A 17711-nucleotide genomic window follows, 5' to 3' on the forward strand; every position below is an offset into this window, starting at 1 on the left:
CAACCCGCCGGGTTACTACTCCAACGTAGGCAAATGATTACGCAAAATATTCTCCAGCCCCGGCCGCGTATGTTTCTCCCGAGGGCAAACATCCTGCGCATCGCCTGTGTGCAGATACTCGCCGGAATCAAATGCCTGATAGATGTCAAAGGCTGGCTGGGGCATTTCTGCGTGCATCGACACATCAACGATGGGGTTGATAAGTGCATTCATCACTTCATCGCCAAACTCAAAATCACGCGTGTTTGACAGGAAATCTCTGGCTACGGCGATCGCGACTTGATTAAGCAGATCGCGACGCTCGACCTGCAGCCGCTCACAAAAGGGTTGCAGATCGATGTTCAAGCCTTCTTCAATCGCTTCCAGCATGACCAGATAAAGATCGGCTTCACTCAACGGCCTACTCATCACTCATTTTCCTGCTCTGTTCTTGATGCTCTCCCGGTTCACTCATAAAACTTGCCGGCCAGCAAAATGCTCGCACAGCGCTGCCATACGTTGGCCGAAGAGACATCTGCTGCCACCTGCCTGGAACTGCTGATCGCCCAGGCACCTGCTGCCTCAAAAAACGCATCCACAGATCCATGTTCCCAACCCAAGGCGCCCCGACCATAGGGTGACAGCGGTTCGTTCATTGTCCGCTCACGGGCGAAATCGGCACCCAGTGCCTGAATAAACGTAATGAACGATTGCTCGTCGTTCACGCGTTCCAGCAACTCATCAAGATCATCAGGCGCAGACATCGTGGCAAATTCCTGTTGGTGAATGGGTTTGCCCGGGATGCTGCTATGCATCGACCAGAGGGTCAACCCGTCCGTCAAAACGGCCCCTGCGTCATCACCCGCGTCTCGATAATGCTGCGCAGCGCAACGACCCGCTTCTGATACAGATCGGTCAAACAATCGAGCTTCGCGCCACAGGCATTGCGGCGTTTGAGGAAGTCCTGCTGCTCACCGATCAGAGCATCACGCCCGCCCATCGGCAGCAGGCGTTTATCGAGGCTGAACAGCTCGCTCATGGTGACGTCCAGGTCGTTCAAGGCGCGGTTGGCGCAGACGGCTTTTTCGTCCATGGATTTGGCCTTGTCGCAGTCGAAACTGGCGGCTTGAGTTGAATTTGCAGCGATCAGCAGCGCACAGCCGAGGGCGGCTGCGGTCGCCCGTGAAATTTCTCGAACTCCCGTCATGGCTTCGTATCCAACGTTGTAGGTCAATGGAGGTATGAAAAATGAAAAGCACCGACGATATCAAGCCTGCAACACCTCATAACGCGCCACCGCTCGACTCCTCGGGCAAACCGGTGGATGTGGTGAACCGCGATCTGCAGGACAGCGACGACGACACCCGCGTCGTGGACGAGGTGATTACCCCCACCTCCACCCGCGTCATGGAGCAGGACGCCGAGGAGCTCAAGCGCAAGACCGATGCGATCGAACGCAAGGTCGCCGACGGTAACTGACGCGACGCTCCCCCCTCCTTAAAGTGAATTTTCACCTTCCTGTCCCGAGTTTTCCTGCCCGGGACACCCCTCCCCCTGTCCTGCAAGCCGCGTTTTTACTGGCTTCGCCCCTTCTGCTTCAGCAATTTGTATTCACATCCCAGCTTAATAATATTTTACCGATACCCCCCTCCTGCCTAGTCTGACCGCAAGCAAAACGGACAAGCCTGAAGCGATCCGAATCCACTTGCCTTGCCAGGAAGGATGTAGAAATGACCACTGAAATAATAAAAACAGACACGCTTGTCGTGGGGGCCGGACAGGCCGGTGTGGCGATGAGCGAGCACCTGAGCAAACTCGGCGTGCCGCACCTGGTGCTTGAGCGCAGCCGCATCGCCGAACGCTGGCGCACCGGGCGCTGGGACTCGTTGGTGGCCAACGGTCCGGCGTGGCACGACCGCTTCCCGGGGCTGGAATTCGATGATGTCGATCCCGACGGTTTCGCCCATAAGGAGCGCGTGGCGGACTACTTCGAAGCCTATGCGAAGAAATTCAACGCGCCGATCCGCACCGGCGTTGAAGTCAAAAGCGTGGTGCGCAATGTCGGGCGTCCGGGCTTCACCATCGAGACTTCCGAAGGAGTGATCGAGGCCAGCCGCGTGGTCGCGGCGACCGGCCCGTTCCAGCGCCCGGTAATCCCGCCGATTGCGCCGCAAGACCCGCGTCTGTTGCAGATCCACTCCGCCGACTATCGCAATCCGCAGCAACTGCCCGCAGGCGCAGTGCTAGTGGTTGGCGCCGGTTCGTCAGGCGTGCAGATCGCCGATGAACTGCAGCGCTCCGGCAAGCAGGTGTACCTGTCGGTAGGTGCGCATGACCGTCCGCCGCGAGCCTATCGCAACCGTGATTTCTGCTGGTGGCTGGGGGTGCTCGGCGAGTGGGATCAGGCGGCGATGAAACCCGGCCGCGAGCACGTGACCATCGCGGTCAGCGGTGCGCATGGCGGTCGCACCATCGACTTCCGTGGTCTGGCCCATCGCGGCATGACGCTGGTCGGTGTGACCGAGTCGTTCAATAACGGCGTGGTGACCTTCAAGCAGGACCTGCGCGACAACCTCAAGCGCGGTGACGAGAACTATCTGGCGCTGCTGGATGCCGCCGATGCCTACATCGAGCGCAACGGTCTCGACCTGCCGGAAGAACCTGAAGCACGCAAAACCTATGCGGATCCCGAGTGCGTGAAAAATCCGCTGCTCGATCTGGATCTGGCCAAGGCCGGAATCACTTCGATCATCTGGGCCACCGGGTTCGCCGTGGATTATTCCTGGCTGCAGGTCGCCGCGTTTGACGACAAGGGCAAACCGCAGCATCAGCGTGGCGTGTCCAGCGAGCCGGGGGTGTATTTCCTTGGGCTGCCATGGCAGTCGCGGCGCGGCTCGTCGTTTATCTGGGGCGTGTGGCACGACGCCAAACACGTGGCCGATCACATCGCCACCCAGCGCAAATACCTCGACTACCAGGATGCCGAGCAGCGTGAAGCCGCCCTGCATGCGCAGATTCACAGCAAAGCCGTCGGCACCGTCGACGCTTGATTTCCCTTTTTCGCAGCGGTGCCCGGTGCGCCGCTGAACACCTAGTCTGGAGCTGTACATGAGCAAGCCAACCCACACCCGCATCCGTATGTTCAACACCAAGGACACCTACCCGAATCAGACTCTGGACAACGACCTGTGCCAGGCCGTGCGCGCCGGCAACACGGTTTACGTCCGAGGTCAGGTCGGCACCGATTTCGACGGTAATCTGGTGGGCCTCGGGGATCCGCGTGCGCAGGCCGAACAGGCGATGCGCAACGTCAAGCAACTGCTGGAAGAAGCCGGCAGCGACATGAGCCATATCGTCAAGACCACCACCTACCTGATCGACCCGCGCTACCGCGAGCCGGTGTATCAGGAAGTCGGCAAGTGGCTCAAAGGCGTGTTCCCGATCTCCACCGGGCTGGTGGTGTCGGCACTGGGGCAGCCGCAGTGGCTGATGGAGATTGATGTGGTGGCGGTGATTCCCGAGTAAGTCGGCAGACCGAATCGCGGCCTTCGCTGGCAAGCCAGCTCCCACAGGTTTTTGAGGTGCTTACAGATTTTGTGACCAACCCGATTACTGTGGGAGATTGATGTGGTGGCGGTGATTCCCGAGTAAGTCGGAAGACCGAGTCGCGGCCTTCGCTGGCAAGCCAGCTCCCACAGGTACTTGAGGTGCCTGCAAGTTTTGTGATCACACCAATTACTGTGGGAGCTGGCTTGCCAGCGATGAGGCCCGCAAGGACAACAAATTCCTCGAAAGGAGTTAGACCATGACCTTTTCAATCGCAGCCCGTTGCCCCGAAACCGGCCAGTTCGGTGTCGCCATCAGTTCCTCCAGCATCGCCGTCGGCGCGCGTTGCCCGTGGCTGTTGCCGGGTGTCGGCGCGGTGTCGAGCCAGAACATCACCCTGCCGTCCCTCGGCCCGGAAGTCCTTGCATTGATGGAGCAAGGCCACGCGCCCGACGCTGCGCTGGATCAGGTGCTGACCCGCAACGGCTACAGCCAATACCGGCAGATCACCGCGATCAACCACCTCGGCCAGACCGCGCATTTCAGCGGCGCGCAGACCCTCGGCGTGCACAACGCGGTCTCCGGCGAACAATGCGTGGCCGCCGGCAACATGCTCGCCGGGCGCTCAGTAATCGAAGCGATGGTCAGTACCTTTGAGGACGGCGAAGGCCAGTTGGCCGACCGCTTGCTCAAGGCCTTGCACGCCGCACAAGCCCTCGGTGGCGAAGCCGGGCCGGTGCATTCGGCAGCTGTGGTGGTGGTCGGCGAACAGACGTGGCCGATCGTCAATTTGCGAGTCGACTGGGCAGACGCAGACCCGATCAGCCAGTTGCAAAAACTCTGGGACGCCTATCAGCCGCAGCTGCAGGACTACATCGACCGTGCCCTCGACCCGGCCAAGGCGCCGGGCTATGGCGTTGCCGGAGATGATCGATGAGCAGCAGCGTCGCGTTGCTCAAGACGCTGGTGGGGTTCGACACCACCAGCCGCGAATCCAATCTGCAACTGATCGAGTTCGTGCGTGACTACCTCGCTGGCTTCGGCGTGCCGTGCGAGCTGATCTACAACGCCGAGCGCAGCAAGGCCAACCTGTTCGCGACCATTGGCCCTGCCGAGCAACCGGGCATCGTGCTTTCGGGACACACCGATGTGGTGCCGGTCGACGGTCAGCCGTGGACTGTTCCGCCGTTCGAACTCAGCGAGCACGATGGCAAGCTGTTCGGGCGTGGCACCGCCGACATGAAGGGCTACATCGCCTGCGTGTTGGCCTTGGTGCCGGCGCTGGTCCAGACAACACTGCGCATGCCGGTGCACATCGCCCTGTCCTATGACGAAGAAGTCGGTTGCCTCGGCGTGCGCTCGTTGCTCGCCGAGCTGCAGCAGCGCCCGGTCAAACCGCTGCTGTGCATCATCGGCGAGCCCACCGAGCTGAAACCGGTGCTCGGCCACAAAGGCAAACTGGCGATGCGCTGCGACGTGCACGGTCATCCGTGCCATTCGGCCTACGCACCGCTGGGAGTAAACGCCATCGAATACGCCGCCGAGCTGATCGGCGAGCTGGGGCGTATCGGCCAGCAATTGAAGGCACCCGAGCATCACGACGCGCGCTTCGACCCGCCCTACAGCACGGTGCAGACTGGGGTGATCAGCGGCGGCAAGGCCTTGAACATCGTGCCTGCCGATTGCCGCTTCGACTTCGAAATCCGCGCCCTGCCCTCGCAGGATCCAACCCAGGTCGCACAACAGTTGCAGGCCTACGCCGAGCAGCAAGTGCTGCCGCGCATGCGTGCGGTCAGCGACCACAGCGCGATTCGTTTCAGTGAATTGTCGGCCTATCCGGGCCTGGCCACCGATGCGCAGAGTCAGGCGGCCGAGCTGATTGCGGCATTCTGTGGTTCACGGGAATTCGGCACCGTAGCGTTCGGCACCGAGGGCGGGCTGTTCGATGCGGCGGGTATTCCCACGGTGGTCTGTGGCCCCGGCAGCATGGATCAGGGGCACAAACCGGACGAGTTTGTCAGTCGTGCGCAACTCGATGCCTGCGATGCAATGCTGCAGCGGATGCTGACATCTATCCGCGCTTGAAACACGGCTCGACGCACGCTCAGGCGTACAGTCGAGCCAACTCCTCACGGCAATGATCAACGAACAACTGCACCGGTTTGGTCAGTTGCACCCGGCGTAGCCAGGCTGCCGACAAACCCGAGCCGGTCACGGTTTCCGCCAGCGGCACGCACACCACTTTCTGCCCGTCGTAGGTGTACTCGCCGAACGGTCGGGTCACCAGAATCGAAAAGCCGAAACCGCGCCCGACCATGCCGCGCACCATCTCGATCGACGGTGAGCTGAAGACGATGTGCGGGGTCAGTCCGCGCTCCTCGAAAATGCTCACGAAGTAGGTGCGGCTGGGCACCACGTCGAGCAGGATCATCGGTTCCAGCACCAGATCGTGCAGCGAGACTTTCGCCTGTTGGGCAAAACGGTGGTCGGCCGGCAGCAACGCATAGGGCTGCTGCGGCGGCATCAGCGGCGTGGTTTCGATAGTGGTGTCGAGGTCATGTTCGAACAGCATCGCCATATCGATGCTGCCGGCGGTCAGCGCCTGCACCAATTCCTGTTGTTCGCCATCGCGAATACGGATTTCCACGCCCGGCCAGCGCTGCTTGAAACCGGCGATCAGGCGCGGCAGGTACAGCGGCGCCACCGTTTCGAAACAGCCGATATCGATCTGCCCGGCGACCACGTCGTTGTCGGCCAGCGCGTTCTGCTCGAACTCATGCGCCACCCGCAGCAACTCCAGCGCCTTGCGATAAAACCGCGAACCGCTGGGCGTCAACGACACGCCCTGGGCGTGATGGCGGATGAACAGCTGCACGCCGAAGCTTTCTTCCAGATGCTTGATCGCGGTGGAGACCGACGGCTGGGCGATATAGAGCTTGCGCGAGGCTTCGGCGACGCTGCCGCAATCGGCGGTGGTGACGAAGTATTTGAGCTGGCGCAGGTTGTAGGCGGCCATATAAAACCTCTGCAAGTAAGACGACGCTTTTGTGGTGAGGGAGCTTGCTCCCGCTTGAGTGCGCAGCACTCACAACATCAGCGGGCGTGGCGCAGTTTTGGGGGCCGCTGCGCAGCCCAGCGGGAGCAAGCTCCCTCGCCACAGGAAAGGGTTCGCCTCTGAAAGTTTTTGTTGTTGATCACGGTTGAACATACCGGACAGCCCCCAAACCCGGGGCATATATTTTTTAAGGTCTGAAGCAACAAACTTACTAATTTATCTATCCCGGGCCTTTGCACATGATCGCTTCAACAAGAAATGCGCCGTCCGTGTCGGCGCTTACCGAAGTACGTCCACGTACTCATCCTTGCCTTGGAGTTCGTCATGTCCACCTCTGCAACAACATCCGCCCCGCTCATTGAAAAACACACGATAGGATACGTGCCCCCCGAAGATCGCCACGGAAAGGTCAGGGATCTGTTCACGCTGTGGTTCGGCGGCAACATCGCGCCGTTGCCCATCGTCACCGGCGCGCTGGGCGTGCAGTTGTTCCACTTGAACCTGGTGTGGGGCATCGTCGCGATTCTGGTCGGTCATCTCGTCGGCGGCGTGCTGATGGCGCTGCACTCGGCGCAAGGCCCGCAGATGGGCATTCCGCAGATGATCCAGAGCCGCGCGCAGTTCGGCTCGCTGGGCGCATTGCTGGTGGTGCTGATTGCCGGGGTCATGTACATCGGCTTTTTCGCCTCCAACATCGTGCTGGCCGGCAAGTCGCTGCACGGCGTGGTCGACAGCGTGCCGGTGCCGGTCGGCATCGTCATCGGCGCGTTCGGTTCGGGGATCATCGGCATCATCGGCTACCGCTTCATCCACGTGCTCAACCGCATCGGCACCTGGGTGCTGGGGATCGGCATCGTCGTCGGTTTCGGCTACATCTTCACCCATATTCAAACCGATGACTTCCTCACCCGCGGCAGCTTCAACCTCTCCGGCTGGCTCGCCACCGTATCGCTCGCTGCGCTGTGGCAGATCGCGTTTGCGCCGTACGTGTCCGACTATTCGCGTTATCTGCCGGCGGACGTGAAAGTCTCGTCGACGTTCTGGACGACGTATCTGGGGTCGGCACTGGGCTCGAGTCTGGCGTTCATCTTCGGTGCCGTCGCCGTGCTGGCGACACCCGTGGGCATGGACACCATGGATGCGGTCAAGCTCGCCACCGGCTCGATTGGCCCGCTGATGCTGGTGCTGTTCCTGCTCAGCGTGATCAGTCACAACGCCCTCAACCTGTACGGCGCCGTGCTGTCGCTGATCACGTTGGTGCAGACCTTCGCCTACCGCTGGATCCCCACCGCGAAAAGCCGTGCGGTGATCTCGATCATCGTGCTGCTGGCCTGCTGCTTCGCCGCCGTCGGCGCGTCGAAGGACTTCATCGGTCACTTCGTCGACATGGTGCTGGTGTTGCTGGTGGTGTTGGTGCCGTGGACCGCGATCAACCTGATCGACTTCTACGCCATTCATAAAGGCAAGTACGACATCCAGTCGATCTTCCAGGTCGACGGCGGCATCTACGGACGCTACAACCCGCAGGCGCTGCTGGCCTACGCGATCGGCATCGCGGTGCAGATCCCGTTCATGAACACGCCGCTGTACGTCGGCCCGGTCTCGGCGCACATCAACGGCGCGGACCTGTCGTGGCTGGTCGGGCTGCTGGTGACTTCGCCGCTGTACTTCTGGCTGGCGAGTCGTGACAGCGCCTATCGGCGGCGGACGATGGGTGGGAAGCTGATGGGCAGTCTCTGAGATTGATTCGATGTAAAAAGAAGGCCCGCCGCTGTGCGGGCCTTCTGCGTTTTGGTGTGGTATTTGTTGAGTTTCTACAGGTACCCACGAGAAAGGGAAAACTCATGCTGCGAATTCTGGGCAAGGCCTCATCGATCAACGTGCGCAAAGTGCTGTGGACCTGCGCCGAACTGCAGATCCCGTTCACGCGTGAGGATTGGGGCTCGGGCTTCAAACCCACCGACACTCCAGAGTTCCTCGCCCTCAACCCATGCGCGATGGTGCCGGTGATTCAGGACGGCGATTTCACTCTGTGGGAATCCAATACGATCATTCGGTATCTGGCGGGCGCCCATGGCGGCGCAGACCTTTACCCCGCCGAGCCGCGAACCCGCGCGCGCGTCGATCAGTGGATCGACTGGCAGGCGTCGGAGCTGAACCGGTCGTGGTCGTATGCGTTCATGTCGCTGGTGCGCCAGTCAGCGGATTATCAGGACAGCGCCGCTCTGGCCAAGGGCATCGAGCAATGGTCGAAGACCATGGGCATCCTTGATCAGCAGTTGCAGAAGACCGGTGCCTACGTCAGTGGCGAACAGTTTTCCCTCGCCGATATCCCCATCGGGCTGTCGGTCAACCGCTGGTTCGAAACGCCGCTCGCGCATCCGGACTATCCCGCCGTCAGGGCGTATTACGAGCGTCTGAGTCAACGCGAAGGCTTTCGCCTGTACGGCAGAAACGGTACGCCATAACGAAAAACCTCTGGTTCCCGATCACGGAACCAGAGGTTTTTATTGGCCTGAAACGTAGATCAGGCCGGAACACCGAGAATGATGTGCGACGCCTTGATCACCGCCGTGGCGCTCACACCCTTGGCCAGACCCAGCTCGGCAACCGCATCACGGGTAACGATCGAATAAACCTTCGAACCGCCGGCCAGCTCGATCACCACTTCAGCATTGACCGCGCCGTCAGTGACGCTCAGCACTTTGCCTTCCAGGCAGTTACGCGCCGACAGGCGGATGTCGCTGGATTCGGTCATCAGCATCACCCACGGCGCCTTGACCAGCGCAACAGCTTCCTTGCCAACGGCGATGCCGAGGTTCTTGATGCTTTCCATGGTCACGACGGCAACCAGTTGCTCGCCCCCGGCCAGGGTCAGCACCACTTCGGCGTTGACCGCGCCGGCTTGAACCTGGCTGACTTTGCCTTTGAATACGTTGCGTGCGCTGACTTTCATGACGGGCTTCCTTTTTTGACTTTAGAGTTAGGAAAAACGGCCTGCATCATCAGAGTTAGCGTTATGTAGAAACAACTACAGCGCTGCGCTCTGTTGTCACACTTGCACTGTGCAAACACCTGTCGAGCAACAATAGATCAGATCAACAGATCTTCATAAAACGCGCCAAAGGGTCGCTGCGGGTGGGCGATCTGGATTTCCAGAATCCACACCCCGGGATTCGGTGCCTGCTCGAAATCACCGAGATTGCCGCCGCGATGGATCGCGTGCGGGAAATCGCTGACGCGGTGGCCCTTGATGTCGAGATTGAGTTTCCAGCCCATGGCTTCAGCCTGATCGCTGGCGTAACGGTACAACTCGACACCGCTCACGCCTTGGCGCCATAACGCCTCGACCCGCTTGAACAGCTCCTTGGACGCCGCCGCGCAGGCGATCATTTCCGGGTCGGAACCGGTGGTGAAGGTTTCGCCGGCATCGCCTTCGTGCCCCTGCCAGACCACGCCCATGTCGATGAAGAAAATGTCGTTTTCACCGAGTACCGGATCGCCTTCGGAACGTTCCTTGAACGCCTTCAGCGTGTTGGCGCCAAAGCGGATCAGCAGCGGGTGCCAGATGCGGTCCATGCCCAGTTCGGCGAGGATCTGTTTGCCCTGTTCCTGGGCTTCGGATTCACGCATGCCGGGCTTGATCACCTGTGCGATGGCATCAACCGCATTCCAGGTCAGGCCCTGCGCATGACGCATCGTCTCCAGCACAAACCGTTCACCGACTGCTTCTTTACCGCTCAGGGCTGCACTCATGTCCTTGTCCTCATGGCTACGCTGTATAGTTTTTTATATTGCGAAACGCCGATCAAGATACAGCCATGACACAACGTGTCAATTACTCTTCTGCGCGCACCACGCCGCGTTCTTCCAGCAAGCGCACAAACATGCTCAGGCTGCGCGACACCGTGCCCCGGCGCCACACCAGCCACGTAGTCAGATAACGAAAATCCGCCGCCAGCGGCCAGACGCTGACCGTCGCGCTGCCGGGCATGCTCTGCAGCATTTTGCGCGGCATTAATGCCAAACCGGCCCCGGCACTGACGCAGGCGAGCATGCCGTGATAGGACTCCATCTCGAAGATCTTGCCCGGCACGGCGGCGTCGGTGCTGAACCATTTTTCGAAGTGATGACGATAGGAGCAGTTGGAGCGAAACGCATAGATGTTCTCGCCGTTCACATCCGCCGCGCGCTGCACCGGCGCGTGATTGAGCGGCGCGATGATGACCATCTCTTCCTCGAACGCCGGCACGCCTTCGAGCGTTGGGTGCAACACTGGGCCGTCGACAAACGCAGCGGCCAGACGCCCAGAAAGTACGCCGTCGATCATCGTCCCGGATGGCCCGGTGGACAGGTCCAGATCGACTTTCGGGTGAAGCTGGTTGTACGCCGCCAGCAGCTCAGGAATGCGCACCGCTGCGGTACTTTCCAGCGAGCCGAGGGGAAACGCGCCCTGCGGCTCTTCACCGGCGACCGTGGCCCGCGCCTCCTGCACCAGATCGAGAATGCGCCGGGCGTACTCGAGAAAACTCCAGCCGGCGGGCGACAGGCGCAGACGGCTTTTCTCGCGGATGAACAGGTCAACGCCCAAGTCCTGCTCCAGCTGTTTGATCCGTGTAGTCAGGTTCGACGGCACGCGATGGATCTGCGCCGCCGCAGCGCTGATGCTGCCGTGCTCGGCAACGGCCTTGAAGATTTCCAGCTGCACCAGATCCACAGTCATTCTCCAATCGTGAAAGAAACGATCTTTATTATTCAGTTTCCAGAAAACAAACGCCACCCTACTCTAAGCCCATCCACTGAACTCGCAGGACGACGCCATGAGCCAGATTTCCAGCCAGACCCACGCCATCTCGATCAACCCTGCTACCGGCGAGCAGGTCGGTCACTACGCCTTTGAATCAGCCGAGGCTCTCGACGCTGCGCTGACCCGCGCCGCGTTCGGTTTCTCGAAATGGAAACGCAAGCCGCTGCAGGATCGCTCCCGCGCCCTGACCGCCCTCGCCGGCGCCCTACGTGACGGCGCCGAAGCCATGGCGACCATGATCACCCTGGAAATGGGCAAGCCGATCGCCCAAGCCCGTGGCGAAATCGAGAAATGCGCCAAGCTTTGTGAGTGGTACGCCGAAAACGGTCCGGCGATGCTCGACGCCGAACCGACCCAGGTTGAAGGCGGCAAGGCGCGTATCGAGTACCGGCCGCTCGGCCCGATCCTCGCGGTGATGCCGTGGAACTTCCCGATCTGGCAAGTGCTGCGCGGCGCCGTTCCGGCGCTGATCGCCGGCAACACCTACGTGCTCAAGCACGCGCCGAACGTGATGGGCAGCGCCTACCTGCTGCGCGACGCGTTCAAGCGCGCCGGTTTCGCTGACGGCGTGTTTGAAGTGATCAACGTCACCCCTGAAGGTGTTTCCAGCGCCATCGCCGACCCGCGCATCGCCGCCGTCACCCTGACTGGCAGCGTCCGCGCCGGCATGGCCATCGGTGCCCAGGCGGGTGCCGCGCTGAAGAAATGCGTGCTGGAGTTGGGCGGTTCCGACCCGTTCATCGTGCTCAATGACGCTGATCTGGACGAAGCCGTGCAGGCTGCCGTCGTCGGCCGCTACCAGAACTCCGGCCAGGTCTGCGCCGCGGCCAAGCGTCTGATCATCGAAGAAGGTGTGGTCGAGGAGTTCACCCGCAAATTCGTTGAGGCCACCCGTCAATTGAATGTCGGTGATCCGCTGTCCGCCGACACCTACATCGGCCCAATGGCGCGTTTCGATCTGCGTGACGAACTCGACCAGCAAGTGCGCGACACCCTCGAAGAAGGCGCGACCTTGCTGCTCGGCGGCGGCAAGGCCCAAGGCCCGGGCAACTACTACGAGCCAACCGTGCTGGCCGATGTCACCGACCGCATGACCTCGTTCAAACAGGAACTGTTCGGCCCGGTGGCATCGATCATCACTGCCCGCGATTGCGCCCACGCCGTGGCCCTGGCCAACGACAGCGACTTCGGCCTGACCGCGACGATCTACACCGCCAACGTGCAACTGGCCCAGCAACTGACCAGCGAACTGGAAACCGGCGGCGTGTTCATCAATGGCTACTCCGCCAGCGACCCGCGCGTGACCTTCGGCGGCGTGAAGAAAAGCGGTTTCGGCCGCGAACTGTCGCACTTCGGCGTGCGCGAGTTCTGCAACGCGCAGACCGTGTGGCTGGATCGCAAATAATCAGGACTCCAACACGCACTGGTGGGAGTGGGCTTGCTCACGAAGGGGTCGGCATGTTCAGCATTGATAGTGACTGATCTGACGCCTTCGCGAGCAAGCCCGCTCCCACACTCGAAAATTCCGCACACACCGCTATAGCAAGTCGGGCGTTGCTTTTTGCGGCTGCGCAACCGCCCGATCCTTGCTCAGCAGCCCCAGCACCACTGCCGCCGAAGCCAGCGTGATCACGGTCAGGATGTGCAGCAGGTACTGGAACGCCGAGGCATAACCTTGCACCAGACGCTCGCTGGCCAGCCCCGCAATGGCGTTGATCGCATGCGCCATGTCGCCCGTGGTAACCCGGTGCGCGGTCTCGGCAATCAACCCCGTGTCGACACTGCCAGCCACCGCGCTCGACAGATCGGTGTGCAGCAGCGAAGCGAGAATCGCCGCGACACTTGCCAGGGCAATGCCCTCACCCGCCACGCGCACCGTATTGAAAATCCCCGCGGCCATCCCTGCACGTTCTTTCGGCACCACGCTGACCGACAAGCCATCCATCAAGCCCCATGGCAGGCCGGCGCCAACACCGATCAACACCATTGGAATGACCAGAGCGAATTTCGGCTCGCCAACGTTGTACAGACTCAGCCAGTGCAGACCCAGCGCGGCGATCAGAAAACCGATCCCCGACAGGATGCCCGCCGAGACAAACCGGGTCATCGACGCCGCCAGCATCGGAACCACCAGCATCGGTGCGGACAGCGCGAGCAACAGCAGACCGGCGTCGATTTCACTCAAGCCTTCAACCCCGATAAAGCGCAGCGGCAGCATTACAACCAGCACGATGTAGCAGTAGCAGGTACCGATCGGCAGCATTTGCACGCCGATGAAACGCGGAAAACGGAACAGGGTCAGGTCAAGCATCGGCCGTTCGACGCGCATTTCGATGATCACGAACAACGCCAGCAACAATGCCGCCGCACCAAGCAGACCGACCACCAGCGGGCTGCCCCAACCGCTTTCCGGGGCCTGGATCACGCCGAACGTGAACAGCGCCAGCATCGCGCTGAAGGTGACAGTACCCGGCCAGTCCAGGCCCGTGGCGTCCGGGTCACGGGTTTCGCGCATGCGGGGCAGGCCGAAGACCATGGCGATCACACCGATCAACGCGGTGAACACGAAAATCGCCCGCCAATTGAACGCTTCGATCAAGGCCCCGGCCGCCAACGGACCGAAGGCCAGACCGATACCGAACGTAGTACCGAGCATGCTGTACGCACGAGTGCGGGCATGGCCTTCGAACTCCTGGGCCAAGGCCGCTGAACCACTGGCCAGCGCTGCAGCCCCCGCCACACCCTGAACGGCGCGCAGCACGTCGAGCCAGAACACCGACGGCGCTAGGCTTTGCGCCAGCGAGGCTGCGGTAAACAGCAACATGCCGAAGGTAAACAGGCGCTTGCGGCCGTAGACATCAGCCAGTGCACCTGCGGCCATCAGCAAGCTGCCGAAAGACAACATGAACGCGTTGGTGATCCACGTCAGGGCGACAGGGCTGCCGCCCAGATCACGGCCGATGGCGGGGGTTGCCACCGCGCCACCGGTAAAACTCAAAGGCAGTACCAGTGCCGACAGGCAGATGGCCGCGAGGATCAGCAGCTTGTCGCGCTCACCCCGCTGTTGAGCAACAGATGTCATGAGTCAATCCTGTGTCAGAAGGAAAAATCGCTGCTTTAAGGCAACGTGTAAACAGCCCGATCCCTGTAGGGGGACGCCGTTGGAAGGCCATTGTTGATGACGCCGACCTATTGATAAACTGCGCAAATCGAGACGCTTAGTCGCTCAAGGGGAGACAATCATGGAACGTGCCGATACTTCATTTCCCGACATCGCTGCGTTTGTCGGTGTCGCCCAGACCGGCAGCTTCACCCGCGCAGCGGAGAATCTGGCGACCAGCAAATCCAACGTCGGCAAGGCCGTTCAGCGCCTGGAATCACGCCTGGGCACCAAGCTGTTTCAACGCACCACCCGCGCGGTGCGTCTGACCGAAGACGGCGAGACTTATCTGCTGGCCGCGCAAGCCGCACTCGATGGCTTGCGCGACGCCGCCCAGGCGCTGGCAGCGCGCAAGGAAGAACCGATCGGCCGTGTGCGTCTCGACATTCCCTCGGGTTTTCGCCAGTTGTTTCTGCCAACCCTTTCCGAGCTGCGTCATCGTTACCCACAGGTCACGCTTGAGCTGTCGATGACCGATCGCATGTCAGATGCCGTGGGCGAAGGCTGGGACATCGTCGTGCGTGCCGGCGTCCTGCCCCAGGACAGCGAAATGACCGTGCGCAAACTGTGCAACACCACGTTGAGCCTGTACGCATCGCCGGACTATCTGGCCCGCCATGCGCCGATTGAAACGGCGGCGGACCTGGTGCACCACGATGCGGTGATTTTCCGTGGTTTCACCGGGAAGCTGCGGCCATGGTCGCTGACCGAAAACGGGCACTTTCGCGAACTGGCGCCACCGCCGGTGCTGGTGCTTTCCGACGGTCAGGCGATGATCGATGCGACGGTGGTGGGCCTCGGCATTTCACAGCTGTTCAACCAGGTCGCCCAGCCCTATGTCGATTGCGGACGTCTGGTCCCGGTATTGCCGGCACTGGATTCGCCCGGGCCTCCGGTGCACGCGCTGATCCCTCTCGGCAATCGCATGCCGGCGAAAACCCGCGCCGTGCTCAACTACCTCGCCGATCGCTTGCGCTAGCCTTGCAATACATCACTGCGGGAACGGGCTTGCTCGCGAAGAGTCCGGGTCAGTCACCATCACGTTCACCTGACACAGCGCATTGGCGAGCAAGCCCGCTCCCACAGGTAATCAGGCATTCGATCGTGTGCATCGCCGGGAGCAGCGTCGCTGCGAGTTCAACGGCCCGGGCCGTCGGGCGTACGCCCCGGCCCGTGCGTACAAACAAGGGATCGGCAAACCGCACCCGCAACCGCGCCAGTGCGCCACTCACGGCGGGCTGACCGACCTTGAGCAGCGCCGCCGTGCGCGAAACATTACGCTCGCGAAACAGCACCACAAATGTCACCAGCAGGTTCAGATCGACACCACGAAAACTCGCCTCGTTGATCGCCATCGCCCTGCCTCACACCTGACTCGCGGTGAAACTGCTGGCCGCGACGCGCTTGACCGCGCGACAATCGAGCAGCCGTTCCAGATCATTCAACGCCGGATGGGCGAAGTGCGCACGCATCGCCGCCGTCGACTCCCAGTAGCCGGTGATGATCCACAGATCGGCATCCGCCAGGCTGCGCACCGCCTGATAGGACAGACATCCCGGCACCTCGCCCAGGGTTTGCAGCAGCCGGTCGATCGGCGCACGCAAGTCTTGCGACTGGCCGCTGACCGCCAGCACTTCGATCACATTGACCGCACCGGTTTTCATATCGATTTCTCCCCAGCATTGCCCCAGCCGCCCCCCAGGGCACGGATCAGATTGACCGTTGCCACCGCCTGCGCGCCCTGCAGTTGCACGGCGGCCCGACGCGATTGCAGCGCCGTGCGTTCGGCGTCGATCACCGACAGATAAATCACATCGCCCTCGGTGTATTGCGCCTGCGCCAACCGGGCCGCACGCGCCGATGCATCCACGGCTTGCGCCTGAGTCTGTGTCTGCTCTTCCAGCACCCGCAGGTCGGACAGGTTGTCTTCCACTTCGCGGAACGCCACCAGCACCTGCTGCCGATAGTTGGCCACGTCCTCTTCATACTCGGCGTTGGCCTTGGCCAGATTGCCCTTGCGCAAGCCGCCGTCGAAGATCGGCAAGTTCAGCGCAGTGCCGGCCAGCGGCCCGAGCAGGAAGGTCCGGCTGCTCCAGTGGAACAGATTGCTCAGCGAGCCGGACTCGAACCCGGCCGAGCCCGTCAATGTCAGCGACGGAAAGAATGCCGCTTTCGCCACACCGATCCGCGCATTGGCCGCCGCCATTTCCCGCTCGGCCGCAGCGATGTCCGGCCGCCGCTCCAGCAGCGACGACGGCAGCCCCGCGGGAATGCGCAAGGTCACTGGATCGAGCGGACTGGCCGCCAGGGAAAACTGCGCCGGACTTTTGCCCAGCAACACCGCCAGGCTGTGCTCGGACACTGCGCGCAAGCGCTGCACGGTCATCGCATCTGAACGCGCCGTGGCCAGCTCGGTCTCGGCCCGGGCCACGTCCAGTTCGCTGATGTCGCCCAGCGAATAGCGCTGCTGCACCAGCTTCAGCGCTTGTTCGCGCAACCGTACCGTCGAGGCATAAACCTCGTTTTCGGCATCGAGTTGGCGCAAGGTGAAGTAGTTCTGCGCCAGGTCCGCCTGCAACGCCAGCAACACCGAACGGTAGAGTGCCTCGCTGCGTTGGGTTTGTGCATCGGCAGCCTCTACCGTCGAGGCCACCCGACCGAACAGGTCGACCTCGTAAGACACGCCCGCCTGCGCACGCCACAAGGTCTGGCTGGCACCCTTGCCGCTATCGGATTCATATTGCGAGGCTGGCGAGACCCGTTGCCGGGTCGGACCGACACCGGCGTCCACCGTCGGGAACAGTTGTGAGCGCTCCGCCTGATTCAACGCCCGCGCCTCCTTCAACCGCGCCGCTGCCGCCAGCAGACTCTGGTTGGCATCGCGCGCCTGTTGCTGCAAGTCGTTCAACTGCTGATCGCCGAACACCGTCCACCATTCACCACGAGCGATGCCCTCCGACGGCTGCGCGGTTTTCCAAGACCCGGCTTCAGCGGCAGACAACGCGGTACGCGGCTCCTGGGTCTTCTCTTCCTTGTAGGCCGGTGGCATCGACACATTGGGTTTGAGGTAAGTCGGCGCCAGCGAGCAACCGGCGGTGGCCAGTACCGCGGCGAGCCAGACACTGCCCACCAGCAAACGATTCAAGGCAAATACTTTCATGTCG

20 protein-coding genes are annotated in these 17711 nt (G+C 61.7%); 9 read left to right on the forward strand and 11 right to left on the reverse strand.

Going from position 1 to position 17711, the window contains the following annotated elements:
* Positions 1 to 15 precede the first annotated feature (15 nt).
* The 3 genes from M0814_RS01885 to M0814_RS01895 all read right to left on the reverse strand — a co-directional run bounded on the left by M0814_RS01885 (position 16) and on the right by M0814_RS01895 (position 1186).
* Positions 16 to 396: a hypothetical protein gene (locus M0814_RS01885; protein WP_247868455.1), complete on the reverse strand. Its 381-nt coding sequence runs from the start codon at positions 394 to 396 to the stop codon at positions 16 to 18.
* Between the two features lie 50 nt (positions 397 to 446).
* A complete protein-coding gene (locus tag M0814_RS01890) occupies positions 447 to 743 on the reverse strand; it encodes a hypothetical protein (protein WP_103484156.1) in 297 nt (98 codons plus the stop codon).
* Between the two features lie 74 nt (positions 744 to 817).
* On the reverse strand, positions 818 to 1186 hold the full coding sequence (locus M0814_RS01895) for a hypothetical protein (RefSeq protein WP_103484157.1): 369 nt from the start codon (positions 1184 to 1186) through the stop codon (positions 818 to 820).
* A gap of 41 nt (positions 1187 to 1227) precedes the next feature.
* On the opposite strand from M0814_RS01895, the gene M0814_RS01900 reads away from it, so the two are divergent.
* From M0814_RS01900 to argE, 5 genes are all read left to right on the forward strand, one after another.
* Complete coding sequence (locus M0814_RS01900) at positions 1228 to 1458, forward strand: hypothetical protein (RefSeq protein WP_103484158.1); 231 nt, start codon at positions 1228 to 1230, stop codon at positions 1456 to 1458.
* Positions 1459 to 1709: 251 nt separating this feature from the next.
* A complete protein-coding gene (locus tag M0814_RS01905; protein ID WP_103484159.1) occupies positions 1710 to 3029 on the forward strand; it encodes an NAD(P)/FAD-dependent oxidoreductase in 1320 nt (439 codons plus the stop codon).
* A 58-nt stretch (positions 3030 to 3087) separates the two neighbouring features.
* Positions 3088 to 3504, forward strand: a complete 417-nt coding sequence (locus tag M0814_RS01910) for a RidA family protein (RefSeq protein ID WP_003225869.1) — start codon at positions 3088 to 3090, stop codon at positions 3502 to 3504.
* A gap of 280 nt (positions 3505 to 3784) precedes the next feature.
* On the forward strand, positions 3785 to 4462 hold the full coding sequence (locus M0814_RS01915) for a DUF1028 domain-containing protein (protein WP_103484160.1): 678 nt from the start codon (positions 3785 to 3787) through the stop codon (positions 4460 to 4462).
* The gene (gene argE, locus M0814_RS01920) at positions 4459 to 5610 is read left to right on the forward strand and encodes an acetylornithine deacetylase (protein ID WP_103484161.1); all 1152 of its coding nucleotides are present in this window, start codon (positions 4459 to 4461) and stop codon (positions 5608 to 5610) included. Before M0814_RS01915 ends, argE begins: the two co-directional genes overlap by 4 nt.
* Before the next feature lie 19 nt (positions 5611 to 5629).
* Here argE and M0814_RS01925 read toward each other — a convergent pair whose 3' ends face one another.
* Positions 5630 to 6541, reverse strand: a complete 912-nt coding sequence (locus M0814_RS01925; RefSeq protein ID WP_103484162.1) for a LysR family transcriptional regulator — start codon at positions 6539 to 6541, stop codon at positions 5630 to 5632.
* 363 nt (positions 6542 to 6904) lie between these two features.
* On the opposite strand from M0814_RS01925, the gene M0814_RS01930 reads away from it, so the two are divergent.
* Together M0814_RS01930 and M0814_RS01935 are read left to right on the forward strand one after the other, a co-directional pair.
* Entirely contained in the window at positions 6905 to 8320 is a 1416-nt protein-coding gene (locus M0814_RS01930) for a cytosine permease (RefSeq protein WP_103484163.1), read from the forward strand.
* Positions 8321 to 8424: 104 nt separating this feature from the next.
* Positions 8425 to 9048: a glutathione S-transferase gene (locus tag M0814_RS01935; protein ID WP_103484164.1), complete on the forward strand. Its 624-nt coding sequence runs from the start codon at positions 8425 to 8427 to the stop codon at positions 9046 to 9048.
* Positions 9049 to 9107: 59 nt separating this feature from the next.
* Here M0814_RS01935 and M0814_RS01940 read toward each other — a convergent pair whose 3' ends face one another.
* The 3 genes from M0814_RS01940 to M0814_RS01950 form a co-directional block, all read right to left on the reverse strand.
* Positions 9108 to 9536, reverse strand: a complete 429-nt coding sequence (locus tag M0814_RS01940) for a TOBE domain-containing protein (protein ID WP_103484165.1) — start codon at positions 9534 to 9536, stop codon at positions 9108 to 9110.
* 137 nt (positions 9537 to 9673) lie between these two features.
* Positions 9674 to 10336, reverse strand: a complete 663-nt coding sequence (locus M0814_RS01945) for a M24 family metallopeptidase (protein ID WP_103484166.1) — start codon at positions 10334 to 10336, stop codon at positions 9674 to 9676.
* Between the two features lie 82 nt (positions 10337 to 10418).
* A complete protein-coding gene (locus tag M0814_RS01950; RefSeq protein ID WP_045122799.1) occupies positions 10419 to 11297 on the reverse strand; it encodes a LysR family transcriptional regulator in 879 nt (292 codons plus the stop codon).
* A 103-nt stretch (positions 11298 to 11400) separates the two neighbouring features.
* On the opposite strand from M0814_RS01950, the gene M0814_RS01955 reads away from it, so the two are divergent.
* Entirely contained in the window at positions 11401 to 12792 is a 1392-nt protein-coding gene (locus M0814_RS01955; protein WP_103484167.1) for an aldehyde dehydrogenase family protein, read from the forward strand.
* A gap of 132 nt (positions 12793 to 12924) precedes the next feature.
* Here M0814_RS01955 and M0814_RS01960 read toward each other — a convergent pair whose 3' ends face one another.
* Positions 12925 to 14469: an MFS transporter gene (locus M0814_RS01960; RefSeq protein ID WP_103484168.1), complete on the reverse strand. Its 1545-nt coding sequence runs from the start codon at positions 14467 to 14469 to the stop codon at positions 12925 to 12927.
* Between the two features lie 160 nt (positions 14470 to 14629).
* Here M0814_RS01960 and M0814_RS01965 point away from each other — a divergent pair, with 160 nt between their 5' ends.
* Positions 14630 to 15526 carry a LysR family transcriptional regulator gene (locus tag M0814_RS01965; protein WP_051018084.1) on the forward strand — a complete coding sequence of 299 codons (897 nt, stop codon included), beginning with the start codon at positions 14630 to 14632 and terminating at the stop codon, positions 15524 to 15526.
* 49 nt (positions 15527 to 15575) lie between these two features.
* On the opposite strand, the gene M0814_RS01970 is transcribed toward M0814_RS01965, so the two are convergent.
* The 3 genes from M0814_RS01970 to M0814_RS01980 are packed head-to-tail and all read right to left on the reverse strand — an operon-like array spanning position 15576 to position 17707.
* Positions 15576 to 15902, reverse strand: a complete 327-nt coding sequence (locus M0814_RS01970) for a LysR family transcriptional regulator (RefSeq protein ID WP_103484169.1) — start codon at positions 15900 to 15902, stop codon at positions 15576 to 15578.
* Between the two features lie 9 nt (positions 15903 to 15911).
* The gene (locus M0814_RS01975; protein ID WP_003225876.1) at positions 15912 to 16211 is read right to left on the reverse strand and encodes an antibiotic biosynthesis monooxygenase family protein; all 300 of its coding nucleotides are present in this window, start codon (positions 16209 to 16211) and stop codon (positions 15912 to 15914) included.
* Entirely contained in the window at positions 16208 to 17707 is a 1500-nt protein-coding gene (locus M0814_RS01980) for an efflux transporter outer membrane subunit (protein ID WP_003225878.1), read from the reverse strand. The genes M0814_RS01975 and M0814_RS01980 overlap by 4 nt, the downstream gene beginning before the upstream one ends.
* Between the last annotated feature and the right edge of the window lie 4 nt (positions 17708 to 17711).

The organism is Pseudomonas sp. MWU12-2020, assembly GCF_023100605.1.
Classification (GTDB): domain Bacteria; phylum Pseudomonadota; class Gammaproteobacteria; order Pseudomonadales; family Pseudomonadaceae; genus Aquipseudomonas; species Aquipseudomonas fluorescens_H.